This is a genomic window from Thalassotalea montiporae (assembly GCF_053485855.1).
Map to the genome: position 1 here is coordinate 1 of NZ_JBQRUO010000004.1, position 19,099 is coordinate 19,099.

13 protein-coding genes, 9 tRNA genes and 1 riboswitch are annotated in these 19,099 nt (G+C 41.4%); all 22 genes read left to right on the plus strand.

All coding sequences use genetic code 11. From position 1 onward, the window contains the following. Positions 1-4: 4 nt before the first annotated feature. Positions 5-85, plus strand: a tRNA-Leu gene (locus tag ACSLUR_RS12785). Between the two features lie 31 nt (positions 86-116). Beyond that, positions 117-192 (plus strand) — tRNA-Gly (locus tag ACSLUR_RS12790). Positions 193-291: 99 nt separating this feature from the next. Beyond that, positions 292-367, plus strand: a tRNA-Gly gene (locus ACSLUR_RS12795). A gap of 68 nt (positions 368-435) precedes the next feature. Continuing rightward, positions 436-522 (plus strand) — tRNA-Leu (locus ACSLUR_RS12800). 31 nt (positions 523-553) lie between these two features. Further along, positions 554-629, plus strand: a tRNA-Gly gene (locus ACSLUR_RS12805). Between the two features lie 100 nt (positions 630-729). Beyond that, positions 730-805, plus strand: a tRNA-Gly gene (locus ACSLUR_RS12810). Positions 806-852: 47 nt separating this feature from the next. Next, positions 853-926, plus strand: a tRNA-Cys gene (locus ACSLUR_RS12815). A gap of 4 nt (positions 927-930) precedes the next feature. Next, positions 931-1,017: transfer RNA gene (locus ACSLUR_RS12820), tRNA-Leu, on the plus strand. Between the two features lie 42 nt (positions 1,018-1,059). Then, positions 1,060-1,135, plus strand: a tRNA-Gly gene (locus tag ACSLUR_RS12825). Between the two features lie 527 nt (positions 1,136-1,662). After that, positions 1,663-3,552, plus strand: a complete 1,890-nt coding sequence (locus ACSLUR_RS12830) for a putative bifunctional diguanylate cyclase/phosphodiesterase (RefSeq protein ID WP_448555131.1) — start codon at positions 1,663-1,665, stop codon at positions 3,550-3,552. 246 nt (positions 3,553-3,798) lie between these two features. After that, on the plus strand, positions 3,799-5,460 hold the full coding sequence (locus tag ACSLUR_RS12835) for a TolC family protein (protein ID WP_448555133.1): 1,662 nt from the start codon (positions 3,799-3,801) through the stop codon (positions 5,458-5,460). Further along, on the plus strand, positions 5,447-6,823 hold the full coding sequence (locus ACSLUR_RS12840) for an efflux RND transporter periplasmic adaptor subunit (RefSeq protein WP_448555135.1): 1,377 nt from the start codon (positions 5,447-5,449) through the stop codon (positions 6,821-6,823). The genes ACSLUR_RS12835 and ACSLUR_RS12840 overlap by 14 nt, the downstream gene beginning before the upstream one ends. After that, a complete protein-coding gene (locus ACSLUR_RS12845) occupies positions 6,820-9,930 on the plus strand; it encodes an efflux RND transporter permease subunit (RefSeq protein WP_448555137.1) in 3,111 nt (1,036 codons plus the stop codon). Before ACSLUR_RS12840 ends, ACSLUR_RS12845 begins: the two co-directional genes overlap by 4 nt. A gap of 72 nt (positions 9,931-10,002) precedes the next feature. Then, positions 10,003-10,365, plus strand: a complete 363-nt coding sequence (gene hinT / locus ACSLUR_RS12850; protein ID WP_116013578.1) for a purine nucleoside phosphoramidase — start codon at positions 10,003-10,005, stop codon at positions 10,363-10,365. Positions 10,366-10,532: 167 nt separating this feature from the next. Further along, positions 10,533-10,694: riboswitch (TPP riboswitch) on the plus strand. Positions 10,695-10,820: 126 nt separating this feature from the next. Next, on the plus strand, positions 10,821-12,908 hold the full coding sequence (locus tag ACSLUR_RS12855; RefSeq protein WP_448555140.1) for a TonB-dependent receptor: 2,088 nt from the start codon (positions 10,821-10,823) through the stop codon (positions 12,906-12,908). Between the two features lie 179 nt (positions 12,909-13,087). After that, the gene (locus ACSLUR_RS12860; RefSeq protein ID WP_448555142.1) at positions 13,088-13,351 is read left to right on the plus strand and encodes a hypothetical protein; all 264 of its coding nucleotides are present in this window, start codon (positions 13,088-13,090) and stop codon (positions 13,349-13,351) included. 48 nt (positions 13,352-13,399) lie between these two features. Then, positions 13,400-14,089 (plus strand): nicotinamide riboside transporter PnuC, encoded by a 690-nt coding sequence (gene pnuC, locus ACSLUR_RS12865; RefSeq protein ID WP_448555144.1) that lies wholly within the window; start codon positions 13,400-13,402, stop codon positions 14,087-14,089. 69 nt (positions 14,090-14,158) lie between these two features. Further along, positions 14,159-15,352 carry a phosphotransferase gene (locus ACSLUR_RS12870; protein WP_448555146.1) on the plus strand — a complete coding sequence of 398 codons (1,194 nt, stop codon included), beginning with the start codon at positions 14,159-14,161 and terminating at the stop codon, positions 15,350-15,352. Positions 15,353-15,612: 260 nt separating this feature from the next. Further along, a complete protein-coding gene (locus ACSLUR_RS12875) occupies positions 15,613-16,680 on the plus strand; it encodes a sensor histidine kinase (protein WP_448555148.1) in 1,068 nt (355 codons plus the stop codon). A gap of 12 nt (positions 16,681-16,692) precedes the next feature. Next, the gene (locus ACSLUR_RS12880) at positions 16,693-17,517 is read left to right on the plus strand and encodes a LytR/AlgR family response regulator transcription factor (protein WP_448555150.1); all 825 of its coding nucleotides are present in this window, start codon (positions 16,693-16,695) and stop codon (positions 17,515-17,517) included. Between the two features lie 221 nt (positions 17,518-17,738). Further along, on the plus strand, positions 17,739-18,125 hold the full coding sequence (locus tag ACSLUR_RS12885) for a BlaI/MecI/CopY family transcriptional regulator (protein ID WP_116000319.1): 387 nt from the start codon (positions 17,739-17,741) through the stop codon (positions 18,123-18,125). Between the two features lie 9 nt (positions 18,126-18,134). Beyond that, positions 18,135-19,079, plus strand: a complete 945-nt coding sequence (locus ACSLUR_RS12890) for a M56 family metallopeptidase (protein ID WP_448555153.1) — start codon at positions 18,135-18,137, stop codon at positions 19,077-19,079. Positions 19,080-19,099 lie beyond the last annotated feature (20 nt).

The window sequence follows — 19,099 nt, forward strand, 5'->3', positions numbered from 1 at the left end:
CCGGGTGGTGGAATTGGTAGACACAAGGGATTTAAAATCCCTCGCTTGTAAGAGCGTGCCGGTTCAAGTCCGGCCCTGGGTACCATTTCATCTGAATCGGATAGTAAACACATGAAGCGGCTGTAGCTCAGTTGGTAGAGCACCACCTTGCCAAGGTGGATGTCACGAGTTCGAGCCTCGTCAGCCGCTCCAATTCCTCTTAGGAAACAAAGTCTTTGCTAATTTAGCATTAGTAAAGCATCTCAAGTTTTGAGATTCGCTTGCCTTGTTTTTATAAGGGATAAGCACGAAGCGGCTGTAGCTCAGTTGGTAGAGCACCACCTTGCCAAGGTGGATGTCACGAGTTCGAGCCTCGTCAGCCGCTCCAAATTTTACTGCTCATTCTAGATGAATAGTGGCATTAACAATTAACTAGTTGTTAGTTGTAAACACAGTGCCCGGGTGGTGGAATTGGTAGACACAAGGGATTTAAAATCCCTCGCTTGTAAGAGCGTGCCGGTTCAAGTCCGGCCCTGGGTACCATTTCATCTGAATCGAATAGTAAACACACGAAGCGGCTGTAGCTCAGTTGGTAGAGCACCACCTTGCCAAGGTGGATGTCACGAGTTCGAGCCTCGTCAGCCGCTCCAAATTTTAAATCTCAGGTTTCTATATATCCTAGGTTAAAATAGACTTTGTTATGCCAACGATAACAAAGAAAGAATAGTCGACTAGACTATTTGACAAGAAGCGGCTGTAGCTCAGTTGGTAGAGCACCACCTTGCCAAGGTGGATGTCACGAGTTCGAGCCTCGTCAGCCGCTCCAATTTCTCAAAGAGAAGCTAAAATACTACCCCCGAGTCGTAGTGATATGGCGGGTTGGCAGAGTGGCTATGCAGCGGATTGCAAATCCGTGGACCTCGGTTCGACTCCGGGACCCGCCTCCATAATGCCCGGGTGGTGGAATTGGTAGACACAAGGGATTTAAAATCCCTCGCTTGTAAGAGCGTGCCGGTTCAAGTCCGGCCCTGGGTACCATTTCACTATGATCAGCGGTTAGTAACTAAGTTTCATTATATTGCGGCTGTAGCTCAGTTGGTAGAGCACCACCTTGCCAAGGTGGATGTCACGAGTTCGAGCCTCGTCAGCCGCTCCAACTTCCTAATAAGCTCTTATCAAAATACACAGATAATATTCACTATATAATTCTCCGTATTCATTTCTTATCTTATTTGTATTTTTTCACTCGTTACGCTAAAAAACGTTGTTACCAGTTTGTCCTCGCTACAACTACTTTCATCGAATAATTTACGCATGCTAAAGCCTCAATGTATAGCGCCTTTGAAAACTCAATTGGGTAATTATTTTAGTGGCTAACCTATAACGGTTAATATGTAATCCGTATTTAACAAAGTGTTAACAAGTGTGAAAAAAAGTTACCTTAATTCCGCAATTGTTTATAAATTGCTATTCACTTTTCTGTAGTTTGAATGCAATATGTAGCTAATATGTAATTTTACGTTAGTACTTTTTCAGGCGTCTATATAGGGCGTGCAGTCGAATGAATCGATTGGTTGCTAGAAAAGAATAAGTGCTGGAAGCATTAAATAGGTTTAGTTTTTGAAAAAGCTGGCAGTAAAACTTTTTAATACTTTTATGACAACGCTGATAATGATCAGCATTATGTCTTATGTGTTATTTGTGTCTAGTTTATCGAAAGAGCTAGAGCAACCTAACAAGTTCCCAAGTATTGAACTCAAACAACAAAGCGTACAACCGCTTTCTACCTTAGAGCAAGTCTACACAGATGCCTTGCTACTCAGTAATATCACCAAAATAGATAATACATTAGCGATCAGTTTTACTGATGAAACCGGGCAACGAAAAACAATCGCCTTAAGGCCTGTACTGCTTAAAACCTTCGTTGATATTGTTCTGCCGCTAACTGCCTTGGTCGCTGTCGCTGCGATCATGTTTATGATGTCGGGGAAATATCATCGCACTCGCTTAAATGTCAAAATGGCAGCTTTAGTTAGTAAAGCAGAGCAAACCGCAGATGTTTTTGGTAAGGAATTAAAACCTGACGAAGGCCAATCATCTCTTACTCGTATCAACATGGCCTTGGATGGCTTATCGTCTTTTGCAAACGAATATCACGCGCGCTCGATTAATAATGCCCATCGCGATCGTTTAACTGGTTTAGTGAATCGCCATCGCTTTTTAGAGCATATCACGGAAAGGTTGGGGGAGAACGGGCAGGAAACTAAAAAAAGCGGTTTGCTGTTTATAGATTTAGACGGCTTTAAGCAAGTTAATGATTCATTTGGTCACTCCTTCGGTGACGAAGTACTTATTCAAGTTGCGGAGCGTTTATTAACAATAGTACGCACTGAAAAGTTGTCTTATGAATGTAACGACAATTCAGGTCTTGAATACAGCCTTGCCCGTTTAGGTGGTGATGAATTTACCTTGTTTGTGGAGGATTTATCTGAGTCTTCACGAATGATTGAAATTGCCAAAAATGTACTAAAAGAAATAGAAAAAGATTTCGTGCTTGGTAATAAAGAGATCAAGATCAGTGCAAGCATTGGTATTGCTATCTATCCAGACAGTGCTAATTCTCCAGAGGCATTGGTTCAAATGGCAGATGTTGCTATGTACCGTGCAAAGAAAGAAGGCCGTGGTATTTATCGCATCTACTCTCCAGAAATGGGCAGTAACATGAGGCGATACCATTATTTACTGGAAGAAATGCGTGTCGCACTTGATACCAATAGTTTTACACTTTCGTTTCAACCGATAATTAATGTAGATGGCAGTGCCATTAGCTATTTTGAGGCATTGGTTCGTTGGCACCACCCAGCTGAAGGTAGCATTGCACCAAGCGAATTTATTCCAATTGCAGAAGACTCTAACTTAATCTTAAAACTGGGCGATTGGATATTAGATGAAGCCTGCCGACAAATGGCCGCTTGGTATAATGCGGGTATGTCTAAAACTCGTATTTCGGTAAATTTATCGGGTGTGCAGCTAAAGCATCGTTCTTTGTATCAATGGGTGATGGCGAGTTTGAATAAAATTGGCCTGCCACCAAGTTCATTGATGCTTGAAATTACCGAATCCTCATTTATCGATTTATCTGATAATACTGTTGATGAGCTTAACAAGTTGCGCAATGAGGGGATTATTATTGCGATTGATGATTTTGGCACAGGCTTTAGTTCGTTATCGTTATTGGCTAATTTGCCAGTCGATGTGCTAAAAATCGATAAATTATTTGTTAGCCAAGCAACAAAAAATACCAAGTACAATAAAATTATCCAATCAATAGCCGATCTCTCTAAGCAACTAGATTTAAAAGTCGTTGCCGAAGGTATTGAAGATATCGAACAATTAGAACTGCTCAAGTCTTTAGGTATTGTTTATATCCAAGGCTATTTGATTAGCCGCCCGCAAACTTCAGCACATGTTGGTGATAAAGTGTTAAAACAAAGTGTTAGTCACCTTTCTATGACTGGTACTGGTGTCTGGCCACCACAAAAGTCACGCGTTGTGAGCTCGGCATTAAGTTAATTCATAACTTTCGATTTTTAAGTCTTCTCTATTCAAAGCTCTTTACTGGTCAAATGTTTTTAATGGTATCAGTTGCGTATTGATACCTAGGCAAGTTGTTTGGCTAGCACCTCAAAGTTCGAACTTTCATAAACTTACGATTGTAAAGTATCGTAAATCTAATTTTGTTCTCTACAGCTCACAATTACTATGACAGTCGTTAATCGACCTTCATTTTGGCGAGTACTACAAAATTAGGAATAATGTGTGAAGAAATCGAGTTCTAAACCTTGTTCAATTCTGACATATCGGCCGACAGCACGCGCAATCACGAAAGTATCCAATACTATTGTGTGCACTGGGCTGATATTACTTGCAACAGGTTGTGCTTCTCAGTCAGCGATATCAGAATTAGCAAAAAAGCCGCCATTACCAGAGGAGTGGCAAACACAAGCCGCTAAAACACTAACCGACCAACCACAACACGCTATAGAAAGAACAACGGGATCTGCGTCAGATACTCAATTAGCAGTGGGTGAGCTAACATCGAATCAAGGTGTAGCGGATGAATGGCAGTTAATTGTCAACAATGAATTACTCAATAAACTTATTCGCGCTGGCTTAGTTAGTAACTATCAGCTAAAGGCTAGCTACCAAAATTTGTTAGTTACGAAAGAACAGTTAAATATTGCAGACGCTAGCGACTTTCTCGAACTATCACTTGCCATCAATCAAAGCCGGCGAAAATCGGTTAGTGCTGAGCAAGCAAGTTTTTCCAATAGCGCCGACCTAAGTTTACAGCTAAGTTACGAGCTAGACATTTGGGGCAAATTGTCAGCGGAGCAGCGGCAAGCGCAGCTTGAATATTCAGCGGCTAAACTTGATTTTAGCCAAAGACAAAACGCCCTTATCTCGCAAATCGTATCTTCATGGTATGCCTTGGCACAAGCCCAATCGCTGGTTAACTTGTACCAAGAGCGTGCGGCTAACTTATTAAATAACCTCGATATTATCAATGCTTCTTATAAACTTGGTTTAACTGATGCGCTTGATGTTTACCTTGCACAAAATGAACTTAACAGTGAGCAAGCACGTGTTGATGCTCAGCAGCAAGTGGTATTGGAGCGTCAACGGGAACTGGAATTATTAGTTGCTAATTACCCCATAGGGCGTTTGGTTAAAAATACACGCTTTGAATTGCCAACATTTGCCAAACAAGCCTTGAGTGAATTACCTGCTAGCGTGTTAACCAATAACTTTGAGTTGCAATCAAGCTGGTTGTCTTTGCTCGCATCCGATGCGGGTGTTGCCGTTGCTCATAAGCAGCGTTTTCCATCACTTAGATTGACGGCATCAGGCGGAGATAGTAGTGACGAGCTGGGAAATCTACTTTCAGGAAACCCGTTCACTTGGTCAATTAGTGGTGCAATCACAGCACCTTTGTTTAATGCGGGTCGACTTAAATCCCTTGAACAACAAGCGCGTTTGCAAGTTAAAGCGCAAGAGCAAGCCTATTTAGATCAGGTGTATAGCAAGTTTGCTGATATCGAAAACCAAATTAGCAACCACACAGCATTAACCAAACAACTTAACCATATTCAGCAAGCGAAGGATAATGCCATTGCAGCGGAAGACTTGTCTTTTGATCAGTATTTAAAAGGCTTGGTGAATTACACAACTGTGCTTGAAGCTCAGCGTAGAGCATTTGACGCACAAACCAACTTGGTCGAAATCACCCATCAAATTATTCAAAACCGCATTGCCATGCTAACCAGTATTGGCGGTAAAAACATAGGCGCTTTGCTCGCTGACGGTAATTTATCTAAAAGTAATAACGACGCGATAGCATTGGCATCGAGCACGCTAGCAGAAACTCAGCAAGTGAATACAGACTCTAACCGTGTAGAAAAACATCATGACGTTCAATAAAAAACTAACCCGATTTGGTGTGCCAATCCTTGTATTGGCAACCTTTATTATTGCGGCTAATCTAGTGGCAAGTAATCCGCCGCAAGCTAAACGCGGTAAACCGAGTGCTGCACCACAACTTAATGTTGCCGTGCAAACCATTAACAATGAAAAACTAACGCTAAAAATTAGCAGTTACGGCACGGTACAGCCAAGAACACAAAGCATATTAATGCCGCAAGTTGCTGGTGAGATCACCGCAATTAGCGACAACTTTCGTGAAGGTGGTTTTTTTGAACAAGGTGAAGTGCTGGTTAAGTTAGACGATAGAGATTACCTGGCAGATATTAATATCGCCAAAGCCAATTTATATAGTGCTAAGCAAGCGTTAACAGAAGAATTAGCGCGTGCAGAGCAAGCAAAACAGGATTGGCAGCGGTTAGGTAACAGTGAGCAAGCCTCGGAGTTAGTGTTACGAAAGCCACAGTTACTTGCCGCCGAAGCTGCTGTGTATTCGGCAGAGGCGCAACTAGCAAAGGCACAATTGTCACTAGAACGCACTGAAATTAAAGCACCCTATACGGGACGAATTCTCAATAAAGCTGCAGACCTAGGGCAAGTTGTGTCAGCGAACACTGAGCTTGCCGAAATATTCGCAGTTGATTATGTGGAAGTCCGATTGCCAATTAAGAACAATGATCTGCCCTATATGAATCTGCCAGAGCGCACTCGCTTTGATAACCAAGCAAAAGTTCAACTGCCGAGTGTCACCATATATTCAGAACTCGTGAATGAACAGCAGTGGCAAGGACGAGTGATTAGAACTGAAGGCGCGTTTGATCAAAATTCGCAACAACTCTTTGTTGTTGCGCAAATTGATGACCCTTACGGCGTGGCTTCTACCAATGGCTTACCGCTTAAAATTGGCCAATACGTACGAGCTGATATCGAAGGTAAATCGCTGAGCAAGGTCATTAAAATCCCAAATAAAGCCATTTACCAGGGCAGCTATGTGTTTGTGGTTAAAGACGGTTTGTTAAAAAGGCAGGCAATCAATATTGCATGGCAAAACAAAGAGTTTGCGCTGTTAGAACAAGGGTATACGAAAGGGGAACAAGGATATACGCAAGAGGAACAAGGGCTTACGGAAGGCGATTTATTAGTATTGACGCCTTTAGGGCAGGTAAATTCAGGAACACCGGTTGCTGTAGTGGCTAAAGATGGTCTTAACCTCAACCTAAAACTAAGCCAAAACAAAAACCAAGTAACAAACGCTTCTGGGCAAGTTGATCGCCATCAAAAACAGCGTCGAGCTAAAAACCTCGATGCTGGTAAAGAGCAAGTGTCGAAAAGCGCACGGACGAATAAGGAGCAGGCACTATGATAGCTTGGTTCGCCCGTAATCATGTCGCGGCAAATTTATTGATGATCACCATCTTAATGGTGGGCTTGATGTCAATGAATTTACGCATACCGCTCGAAGTCTTCCCGTCATTCGATTCTGATGTGGTCTCCGTCAATATCAGCTTACGCGGCGCGACGCCAGAAGATGTTGAGCTTGGTGTGGCCATTAAAGTGGAAGAGGCAGTGCAAGATCTTGAAGGGATCAAAAAGATCACTAGTAGCTCGGTTGAAGGTGCAGCGACAATTAATATTGAAGCAGAATCTGGCTATGATGCCCGTGAATTATTGGCTGATATTAAAAGTCGAGTCGATGCAGTAAATACCTTTCCGGCTGACGCGGAAAAGCCGGTAATTGCGCTTCGTCAACGTCAACGTGAAGTTATTGCCGTCACCATAGCCTCAAACTACAGTGAAAAAGAGCTTAGAGAGTTTGCGGAAAAAGTGCGTGATGATCTACTCAGGCTGCCTGAAGTAACCCAACTTTCACTTGATGCCGTGCGAAACTATGAAATCGGCATTCATTTATCACAAGACAAGCTGCGCGAGTTTAATTTATCGCTTAACGCTGTGGCGAATGCTATCAGTAATAGCTCTGTCGATTTATCTGCCGGTAACATTAAAACCGAAGGTGGTGATGTACTGGTCCGCAGTAAAGGCCAAGCTTATCGACAAGATGAATTTGAAAGTATTGTTGTAAAAACAAATCCTGATGGCACGATTGTTAAGCTAGGTGATATCGCCAACGTCAATGATGGTTTTGAAGAAACCCCGATGAGAGCGCGTTTTAACGGCCAGCAAGCGGCATTAATTGAGGTTTATCGAATTGGTCAGCAAAATGCGATTGAAGTCGCTGATGCGGTCAAAGATTACATTGAGCAGCAGCAATATAGCTTGCCTGCTGGCTTTACCCTAAGCTATTGGGATGATGACTCAGAAATTGTTAAAAGCCGCTTAAACACGCTGATTAGCAATGCCTTGCAGGGCGGCTTCTTGGTACTGCTGTTATTAACCTTGTTCTTGCGTCCAAGCATCGCATTTTGGGTTTTTATTGGTATTCCCGTCAGCTTTATGGGCGCCTTTGTATTTATGCCAATTTTTGATATTTCGCTCAATATCATGAGCCTATTTGGCTTCATTTTAGTGTTGGGCATCGTTGTTGATGATGCCATTGTCACTGGTGAGAATATTTATCGTCATAGCCAGTTTGCCGAATCAGGTTTACAGGCAGCGATTAAAGGCACGGAAGAAGTCGCAACTCCAGTGACTTTTGGCATTTTAACCACAATCGCGGCGTTTCTGCCGCTGGCATTTATTGAAGGCACCCGCGGTGCTTTATTCGCGCAAATTCCGATTGTGTTGATTCCAGTTTTACTGTTTTCACTCATTGAATCTAAATTTGTTTTACCGTCCCATTTACGCCATTTAAAATTGCGACACGAAAAAGAAAACACATCTAAATTACAGGCACTACAACAGAAATTCGCCGATGGTTTTGAGCAAGCCATTATTCAGTATTATCAGCCGATATTAGCGCTTGCCGTGCGCAACCGTTTAACCACCTTAATGGGCTTTATCGGCGTCTTTATTTTAATTTTATCTTTTATCACCAGTGGCTGGACTAAGTTTACGTTTTTTCCACGTATTCCTAGCGAAACAGCACGTGCTAATTTAGTTATGCCGGTTGGCACCAGCTTTGACGTCATAGATGGCTATGTTGAGAAAATGGCGAATGCAGCCATTGAATTACAAGAAAAGTATCTTGATGAACAAGGGAATAGCGTGATCACCAATGTGCTTGCCATTACCGGCGGTAATAATACTAATATTGGTCGCGTTCGATTTGAAATTTTGCCAGCAGACAAAAATGAGTCAGGTGTTACTATTCGCCAACTCGTCAATGAATGGCGCGGGTTGATAGGGGCATTACCAGGCGCTGAAAGTTTAACTTTTCGCGCAGAAATCGGGCGCGGCGGTGATCCCATTGATGTTCAGCTATCTGCTACCGATCTCGGTTTGTTAAAAACAGTCGCAGAAGAAGTTAAAGGGCGCTTGGCAACTTATCCGACAGTGTTTGAAATTGCCGATAGCTTATCCAATGGTAAAGAAGAGATACAAATCGAATTAACAGAGCAAGGTCACGCCATGGGCTTGTCGGTCAGCAGTGTCACCCAGCAAGTACGCAACGCCTTTTTTGGCGCGCAAATTCAGCGTATTCAGCGGGGCCGAGATGATGTGCGTGTGATGCTGCGTTTTCCATTAGCAGAGCGTTCAGCAATAGCAAATCTCGCCGATATGCAAATATCAACTCCACAAGGTGGCAATGTGCCATTGTCTCACGTTGCCACATTTAAGGCTGGTAAAAGTCCGTCAACCATCAGCCGCATTGATCGCTACCGAACCGTTAATGTTACAGCCGATGTTGAAAAAGAAAGCACTAACATGACGGTACTTAATGCAGACTTAAAACCTTTCTTGGATGAACTTGTCGTTAAATACCCTGGGGTAAGCTACTCACTGGAAGGGGAAGCGCGTGAGCAACAAGACTCGTTTGGCAGTCTGTTTTACGGCTTAATTTTTGTGTTCTTTATTATCTATTGTTTATTAGCGATTCCGTTTAAATCTTACTTGCAGCCAATTATTGTCATGTCTGTTATACCATTTGGCGCTATTGGTGCAGTGATTGGCCATTGGATCATGGGCATGAATTTAACCATTATGAGTCTACTGGGATTAATGGCACTCATCGGTGTGGTTGTGAATGACTCCTTGGTACTCGTTGATTTTGTCAATAAAAAACGGGCAGAAGGGGCAAAGCTAATGGAGTCGGTGTTAATTGCTGGAGCTGCACGTTTTCGCCCAGTAATGCTCACGTCGCTGACGACCTTTATTGGTTTGATGCCGCTATTGTTTGAAAAAGCGACGCAAGCTCAGTTCCTAATTCCAATGGCGGTATCGCTAGGGTTTGGGATTATATTTGCTACCTTGATTACCTTAGTTTTAGTACCCGTTAATTATTTGCTGGTGGAAGATCTAAAAAGCGCGTTAAAATTTAGTAAAGACGCTGGGCAGCTCTCTGCTGTCAATTAATCAGTCGCAGTGTTCAGAGGTCTTGGTTTAGTGCCATTACCACTCAACATTGCGATGAACTAAGGATACAAAATGGATAATACTGACTGGCAAGAAACCATTTTCTCTAAAATTATTCGCCAAGAGATCCCAACCGAATTACTTTATCAAGATGAGTTAGTTACGGCTTTTCGTGATATTTCACCTAGAGCCAAATCACATATACTGATCATTCCCAATAAATTAATTCCAACGGTCAATGATGTCACTGAAAATGACGAATTGGCGCTTGGTCGTTTATTTACTGTGGCTAAGAAACTGGCTGAGCAAGAAGGCATTGCTGAAGATGGCTATCGGCTGATCATGAATTGCAATAAACATGGCGGCCAAGAGGTTTATCATATTCATATGCATTTATTAGGCGGTCAACCCATGGGGCCTATGGTAAGTGTGTAGCTACCTTATACCAACATCATTCAATTAAATATTCATTCGACTAAAGGTTGATTGATTTTTACTTTGCAAAGAAGCGGCTGTAAAAAAGATCAATAAAATGATGAGTATTTACGCATAAGCTATTTGAAATAGTTTGTATACTTTTCGTTAATACTTGATAATATGCCGCGAAAACCAAGGGGTGCGGGTATATCGAAATTACTTTTAGTAATGTATACCTGCTGAGATTGCTGACTTCTCACATTGTATTGTTTACTTTGTGTTGAAATGCAGAACCCTTATTACCTGATCCGGTTAATACTGGCGTAGGGATGGTTAGCACATCATATCTGCATTCTCCGCCGTTTGGCACCTAAGCATTATGCTGTCGCTCTAACGATATCTGCGTCTGTTTTGGTTTTTACTCAATTTCCTATAACAAAACGCCGATTTTAGAGAAATCGAACGAGAGTATAATGAAAACAAGACAATCAATTCTTGCCGCTGCGATTACCAGTGCCATTTTTTCTTCTGTTGTTTATGCTGAAAATAACAACACGACTTCGCTAGAAGAAGTAGAGGTGATTACCGTTACTTCAGATTTTCGCGACACTAACTTACATAAAATTCCTGCTTCATTAAGCGTGTTATCGGCACAAGACATTGCCAGTTTAAACGCACAAAACTTAGAGGAAGTGATCTCTATCGCGCCTAACGTGAACTTTTCGGCAGGCACTCAGCGAGCGCGTTATTACCAAATTCGTGGCATTGGCGAACGCAGCCAATTCCGTGAGCCAATTAACCCATCGGTTGGTATTATTATTGATGATATCGACTTTACTGGCGTTGGCAGCATTGCTTCATTATTTGATGTTAACCAAACTGAAGTTTTTCGCGGGCCACAAGGAACCCGCTTTGGCGCCAACGCGTTAGCTGGTTTAATCAACATCACCACAAATGCGCCAAGTAATGATTTTGAAGGCGCAGCTAAGCTCACAGCGGGTAATTACGGTAGCTATGGTGCTGGCCTTGCTTTATCTGGCCCTGCAACAGATAGCGTTAACTATCGCTTTGCATTAGAAAAATACCAAAGTGATGGCTTTATCGACAATATTCACTTAAACCGTGATGATACCAATGATCGCGATGAGCTTACTGCTCGAGGTAAACTTGCCATTACACTTAGCGATGACCATCACCTAGATTTAGGCTTGTACTATTTTGATTTTGACAATGGATATGATGCATTTTCGCTCGATAACAACCGTCAAACACGCTCAGATCAACCGGGCTTTGATCGCCAAGAAACTTATGCATTAAGCGCTAAATCTCATTATTCAGGTTTTGATTTTGGTGAGCTTGTTACCATAGTTACTCATGCCGACAGTGATATTGACTACGGTTATGACGAGGACTGGAGTTTTGTTGGCTTGCATCCATTCGAGTACAGTTCAACTGACCATTATTTCCGTGAAAAATCGAGCTCAACATTTGAATTAAGAGCTGTTTCAAATAACCAAAGTAAATTGTTCAATGGTACAACGGCATGGGTTGCTGGATTATACGCTAAAGCAGAATCAGAAGAGTTGCTGCGTGAATACACCTTTGCTGATGGCGACTTTGGGTCAAACTTCGATACCGATACGATTGCTGCTTATGTTCAACTAGACAGCCAATTAACGGAAAAGCTGACGTTAACCTCAGGCTTACGTGTAGAAGAACGCAGTGCCGACTACGATAACACCGACGGTTTAACATTTAGCCCAGACGATACTATGGTAGGTGGTAAATTAGTCTTGTCTTATCAGCAAACTGAACAAGCATTAGTCTTTGCTTCAATCAACCGCGGTTATAAAGCCGGTGGCGTTAATACCGATGGTAGTTTGCCTGCTGAACTTCGAGAATTTGATCCAGAATATTTATGGAACTACGAATTAGGCTACAAATATAGCTTCGACGACAACTCGGGTTATGTTCGCGTGACAGCGTTTTACATGGATCGCACTGATATGCAGGTCAACAGTAGTCGCACAGACGTTAGACCTGACGGTAGCGCAGAGTTCATTAGCTATTTAGGTAATGCTGCAGAAGGGAAAAACCAAGGGGTTGAACTTGATGCTAGCTGGCAACTAACTGAAAGTGCAGAAGTTTATGGTGCGTTTGGCTATTTAGACACTGAACTACGTGATTTTGTCAATCAGGAAGGCGTTGATTTAACTGGCCGTGATCAAGCTCATGCACCAAATTACCAAGCGACATTGGGCGTAAATGCGTTTATTAATGATCAAGTGACATTTAACGCTAATATTATTGCCAAAGACGACTTTTATTTCTCAGACAGCCATAACGAGCAATCAGACGGCTATGAGACGCTTAATGCGTCCTTAACTTATGAAATGAATGACTGGCAAGTCAAAATTTGGGCGCGTAATATCACCGATGAAGATTATAAAACTCGTGGCTTCTTCTTTGGTAATGATCCGCGCGATGGCTATCAAGCTAAGCAATATTATCAGCTAGGTGAGCCAAGAGTTTATGGCGTTACACTGGACTATCAGTTCTAGTAAGCTTTTCACAAATTAAGCAGTACGCTACTTAATTAGCAAAGTAACCAGCAACGTAACAAGTAAAATGACCAGCGCATCAAACGTAAAAATTTGATGCGCTTAATCTTTGCATCAATAAGTACATCAAAAAATGCATCAAAAACCGCATCTAAAAAGACGACATAGTGGAGAAGGTAATGCAAATATCCATCGATTTAAGCCTTTATCCGTTGGCACAGCAGGCCTATAAAACCGAAATATGGGCATTTATTAACGCCTTGAAAGCAGACGCGCAAGTGAAAGTCGTTTCCAATGGCATGAGTACTCAGGTGTTTGGTGAGTATGATCACACACTCAATTTTGTTATGGCGGAAATGAAAAAAGTACATCAAACGGTTGGCAGTGCGGTGTTTATTCTCAAGATAATTGCCGACGACCGCTTTCGCGAATATCAAAACTAATCTGTACAAGATAAGGCAATAAGCAAATAAGACTATAAGCATAACTATATGTGGCAAGAAACCTATCAATATTATAGCCAAATGGCTGTTCTGGAAATAATCGCGGTGATTACCGCTATGGCTTACGTAATTTTGGCTGCGCGTGAGCATATTTTGTGTTGGCCAGCAGCACTCATCAGCACGCTTTTATATACCATTATTTTTTATGATGTGTACTTATGGATGGATAGTGCGCTGCAAGTTTATTACTTTGCCATGGCAATTTATGGTTTTTATTGTTGGCGTAAGGTGCGGGCAAATGATGGCGCTCTTGCCCAAAACAAGCAGCAAACAGCGACCGTTATTCATCAACAGCCACTAATTAAGCATCTTAAAGCGATAGTTGCGCTTTCGATCACGTCAATTCTTGTGGGCCATTTCATGGCAAACAATACGCCAACGACTTTCCCATACTTAGACGCAGCAACTACGGTTTTCGCTGTCTATGCGACTTACTTGGTGACTCAAAAAGTACTTGAAAACTGGCTGTACTGGATAGTGATCGATCTTGTCTCCATCTACATTTATATCGAAAAAGGGTTAACGCCAACGGCACTGTTATTCGTTGTCTATGTGGTTGTTGCTATTGTTGGTTACTTCACGTGGCTTGATAAATATAAAAGGAACTATCAAGCGTTAGCTGAAGGTCACGACAGCTTTGCAGGTGTCGATAACAAAATAGTACAAGGTAAAAGCTAGCAAGCTTGTGTGTCAGGTTTGGCTGTTAGGTTTGAGTGTTTTTAGTACTTTATGCCAGTAACGATTGGAATGAACAATAAGCAAAGCAAACACATTAGATACAGTGAACAAAAGAGTAACAAAAGTTCACCTAGATTCATTGAAAGTATTAATTCTGAGCTTGCTAGGCTAAATTGCTTTGTAGGTAAATCACTTGAGATCACTAAAATTAATTCGGGCTTTAGCCAACAAGTTTTTAAAGTATCTACCGTTGAAGTAAGTTTTACAGGAAAGGACAATGACAAAAACAAGGACAAGAGTAAGGAAAATAAGCCTGCAACTTGCTTAAAATCGTCCGATACTGCCATTGAAACTGAATTTTATATTGCTAAGTGCTTTAGCGATAAAAAGACAGCACAATTAGAAGCTTTTATTCAGCAGCTTTTAACTGGCAAAGCGTTATCCCCAAAAACTATTTACTGCGAAGGACAGTGGCTAGTTTCAGAATTTATCGATAAACCATTATTGAGCCAGTTAGCAATCAGTGAAGAAGAAAAGTTAACCATTGCGACAAGCGCACTAGCCAAGTTTCACAGTACGTTTAACATCGACTTAGATGCGAGAAATATTACTAAGCTAGATTTAGTCGCGGTACTTAGTGATATAGTGTTAAAGGTCAAGGAGTTGGAGATACGTTTGGCTGAAAGTGATCAGCAGCTCATTAGCAAGGCAGTCTCCTTTGCGAAAGCGTTGCAACATGATGTTGATTTATTCTCTATTCAAAGTAAAGCTACCAAAATAAAAGCCAGCAAGGTTAAAGCAAGCAAGGTTGAAACGAGCAACTCAATAACCCAGTGCACGGCCACTAATAAGTCACATCAACAGCTTCAGCATTCCGCAAACCTTGTCGTTGTTCACGGAGACTTGAACTACACCAACCTATTAGTCAGTCAAACCAATAAAAACACTGACGCTTATATTATTGACTTTGAATCAGTGGCACTAGCGCCAATTGAATATGATCTTGGCATGTTGATGGCGATAAATAATGTTCCTTTGTCTTTAACTGAATTAACTGTGAAAAAATACTTGAAATCTTCGCCTAAACTGCGTGAAATTAATCTCGAAAAGGTTACGCGTTACGTATTTATTTCTTCAATAATCAACTGGTTATGGTTTTTAGGACAAACGGGTATTAAAATTAACAGTAGCCGTGTAGAAAGTTATCGGGCGATGGCCTTGAAGCAAAAAGGTTACGCAAAAATGGTACTTTCTGCGGTTTAGCATTAGCTGCTTTATAAATACTTCACTATTTTGCCTTAACCTAAAATAAAAGTCGGTTAACCGCGTTCGACCACTAACAATAACTAAGGTAAATCATGTAAAAAGACGTAAAGCGGGCGCAAATTGAGACCAAATTGAGGCTAAATTGAGGCTAAATTGAGACAGGGTGCCAAAAAGTTACGATTAACCGTAATGCGCCTTTCCTGCTATTTTCGCATAATTACAGTAACTAAATTATTAACCTGTGTTGGTCGTTGTTTGTGAACTGGAAAGCACTTATTGAAAACCGCAATCGCTTTTTCTGGCTGCTGCATACTGCAGGCTGGTTTGGCTTTGCCTTAGTTCAGTTCCTTGGCTCTTTGCTGCATGATTTACGTGACTTATTTGTTATCGTTATCTTCTTAAACAGTTATGCTGGTTGGATGCTAACTGTACCTTTGCGCTACGTTTATCGTCGTGCTTGGAACTTGTCACCAATAAAGCTTGTCGCCGTTGTTATCTTAAGTTCTTACGTTACCGCTGTAATTTGGCAGGTGATTAAAAACATCAATTATTGGGAAATCTATAAGCACGGTTGGCAGCCTGAATTTTGGTTGTATTACACCAAATCGAGTGTCTGGTCGTTCTACATTATTTTGAGCTGGAGCTGTTTGTATTTTGGCATCAAGTACTACCAGATGCTGCAAAAAGAAAAGCAAAATGTATTACAAGCGAATACCGCTGCCCATCAAGCACAGTTAAAAATGTTGCGTTATCAGTTAAACCCACACTTTTTGTTTAACACCCTTAATGCCATTTCTACGTTAATCTTGGTCAAAGAAAATGATACCGCTAACGGTATGGTCACCAAACTTAGCGAGTTCTTGCGCTATTCATTGGATAAAGACCCAATGAAGCGAGTCACTTTAACTAATGAAATACAGGCGCTACAGCTTTATTTAGATATTGAAAAAGTCAGATTTGAAGAGCGCTTGCAAGTCGATATAAATATCACCGATGACTGTGCTAATGCTTTAGTGCCGAGTATGGTTTTGCAGCCATTGGCTGAAAATGCCATCAAATATGCGATAGCAGTAAAAGAAGAAGGCGGTACGATAGCTATTACAGTAAATCGCTTTGGCAATGATTTGTTGATCGAGCTAGCCGACAATGGCCCGGGTGCCGAGATCAAAAATGGTAATTTACATCGCGAAAATGGCGTTGGTTTAGCAAATACTCGAGAGCGTTTAGCTGCGCTTTATAAAGATAATTTTTCACTGGTAGTATCCTCAAACAAGCCTTCAGGTGTTAAAGTAAATATCAGAATTCCCTACGAACTTGGACATTAATAGGACGTTAATATGACTGCCACGCTGTCTACCATCATAGTGGATGATGAGCCGTTAGCACGTAAAGGTCTTGCCATTCGTTTAGCTGCCCACAATGACATTAATATCGTTGCTCAATGTAGCAATGGTCGTGAGGCGATTGAGGCGATTAAAACGCATCGCCCTGATCTTGTTTTTCTAGATATTCAAATGCCAGGCATTAATGGCTTTGAAGTCATAGACGCACTAATAGCGCAAGGTTTACCTATGCCTATGGTGGTTTTTGTTACCGCTTTTGATCAATATGCGATTAAAGCCTTTGACGTACATGCGGTTGATTACTTAATGAAACCTGCTGACGATGCACGCCTTGCCCAAGCAATGGATCGCATTCGTGAACACCTGCAAAGTAAAACCGATGCAGAGCACAAGAATAAGCTCGTTAAACTGGTTAGCGATGTGACAGGTAACGATCAAAACACTATTTTGGAAGAGTTAGCTAACAAGCAAACAGTGTCACTTTCACAGTATTCTGATGTTTTACCCATTAAAGACGGCGGTGAATTAAGCCGAGTTCCCGTAAACACTATTTCATGGATTGATGCAGCGGGCGACTATATGTGTGTACATACTGAAGAGGGTACGCACATTTTACGTAAAACTATGAAGCAACTAGAAGAGTTGCTTGATCCACGTATATTTATTCGCAGCCACCGCTCGACTATCGTCAATAAAAATTACGTGCAGAAGTTTTGTAGCCAGCTTAACGGCGAATACTACCTAGTGATGAACAGTGGTAAAGAGCTCAAAGTTAGTCGCAGTTATAAAGACAAGGTTAAACAGGCGGTTACTCAGTAGTTTATCCATTTTATAGATAGCTGTTTTCACCTGAATGCAGCTATTTTTCTGACTATCCCATCTTTTGTCAAATTGCATAGGTTTGCTTGATTTTCTATATTAGGCCATAACCACAGCTATCCTGTAGATTCGATTTACCCTTCTTTACATTAAAACCCATTGACTGTCGGTTTTATTTTTGGCTTAATACCCATCGTCAATCGGTTTTAGTAGAGGCTCATATGAAATTAGGTGAGTTAGAAAAATTAGTGCTGCAGTACTTGTGGCAACACAAGTCCGCAGATGTGAAACAGGTATTTGCTCACTTTGAAAGAATTCGCGGTGGTAGTTTAAATACTTATCAAAGCACGTTAGATCGTTTGTTTAAGAAAGATCTGCTGGCCAGAGAGAAAATTGGCTATGCCTTTCACTATCGTCCTCGCGTTGAAAGACACGAATTGATTGGTCAATTAATCAAGTCGGTCACTAGCGATTTTGTCACTGAAGACGATAACAGCCTAATTGCTGCATTTTCTTCTATGTCGAAAGACTTTAATGTCGAACAACTGTCTAAGTTAGAAGCATTAATTGAAGCGCAGAAACAAAAGCTAACTGACGAGAACGATTAGGATTTCACGATGGAAGTGTTGTTGAACGTGTTGGCAATTTTCTCGATCACTTTTGTCGTGGCAAATATTTTCTTGTCTGCGCTATTTTCCATGATCAGCCAACAAGTTCTCAATATTCAAGTAAACTCTCGCAAGCTCATGCTATGGTCTATTGTGCTTTTACCTTGGCTAGTTAGCTTAGCAACTTCTGGGTATTTGTTTACCTCCTATCACACCAATGATTCATTAACTGGCTATGGTTTTCCCCATTGGCATCATATGGCTGACTTTCATTGGTATAGCTGGCATGGCGTCAGTGTGATCGTCTTGGTTAGCTATGTTGTCTTTGTGCTTGCTCGTAGTTGCAAAAAACTTTGGCTTCATAAAAAAGAAGTGGCAGCTTTATTAAATTTTGCCAATGAAAAAGAAGCTGGCGTCTACCAACTAGAAACGGATAACGCCTCAGCATTTACCACAGGTTTTTTTACTAAAAAATGCTTTGTCACCACAGGGCTTATCAATCAAACATCTGCTGAAGAATATGATGTGGTGATCAAGCATGAAAAAGCACACAGCTTAGCCAATGATCCATTTAAGAAATGGCTGTTTTCGCTGCTATGTGCGTTTTTTATTAAACCGATAGGGCAACGGCTTAAATTACATATGACGCTTGCGATGGAGCAAGCAGCAGACAATGCTGTGATTGAAAGCGGCACACCAAAGCTATTTGTAGCTAGCACTCTAGTCAAAATTGCTAAATTTAATGCCCAAAGTAGCCTGTTCAAGAGTAATGACTTGGTCGTGAATTTTGGCGCTGATGTACTCGAGCAACGCATTTATTTTCTGCTTGATAAACTGAAATTAGCCCCTGTACATAAAGGCATTACAGTCATCTTATTGACCTTGTTAGTGGTTATTTCAACAACTTCTATCGACGGTATTCATCACTTTATGGAGACCTTATTTAGTCATTAGAAGCTAGCCATTAAAAGCTA

Coding starts and splice junctions, on each gene's coding strand:
- ACSLUR_RS12830 (WP_448555131.1), top strand. CDS start 1,663: ATGTCTTATGTGTTATTTGTGTCTAGTTTATCGAAAGAGCTAGAGCAA.
- ACSLUR_RS12840 (WP_448555135.1), top strand. CDS start 5,447: ATGACGTTCAATAAAAAACTAACCCGATTTGGTGTGCCAATCCTTGTA.
- ACSLUR_RS12845 (WP_448555137.1), top strand. CDS start 6,820: ATGATAGCTTGGTTCGCCCGTAATCATGTCGCGGCAAATTTATTGATG.
- hinT (WP_116013578.1), top strand. CDS start 10,003: ATGGATAATACTGACTGGCAAGAAACCATTTTCTCTAAAATTATTCGC.
- ACSLUR_RS12855 (WP_448555140.1), top strand. CDS start 10,821: ATGAAAACAAGACAATCAATTCTTGCCGCTGCGATTACCAGTGCCATT.
- ACSLUR_RS12860 (WP_448555142.1), top strand. CDS start 13,088: ATGCAAATATCCATCGATTTAAGCCTTTATCCGTTGGCACAGCAGGCC.
- pnuC (WP_448555144.1), top strand. CDS start 13,400: ATGTGGCAAGAAACCTATCAATATTATAGCCAAATGGCTGTTCTGGAA.
- ACSLUR_RS12870 (WP_448555146.1), top strand. CDS start 14,159: ATGAACAATAAGCAAAGCAAACACATTAGATACAGTGAACAAAAGAGT.
- ACSLUR_RS12880 (WP_448555150.1), top strand. CDS start 16,693: ATGACTGCCACGCTGTCTACCATCATAGTGGATGATGAGCCGTTAGCA.
- ACSLUR_RS12885 (WP_116000319.1), top strand. CDS start 17,739: ATGAAATTAGGTGAGTTAGAAAAATTAGTGCTGCAGTACTTGTGGCAA.
- ACSLUR_RS12890 (WP_448555153.1), top strand. CDS start 18,135: ATGGAAGTGTTGTTGAACGTGTTGGCAATTTTCTCGATCACTTTTGTC.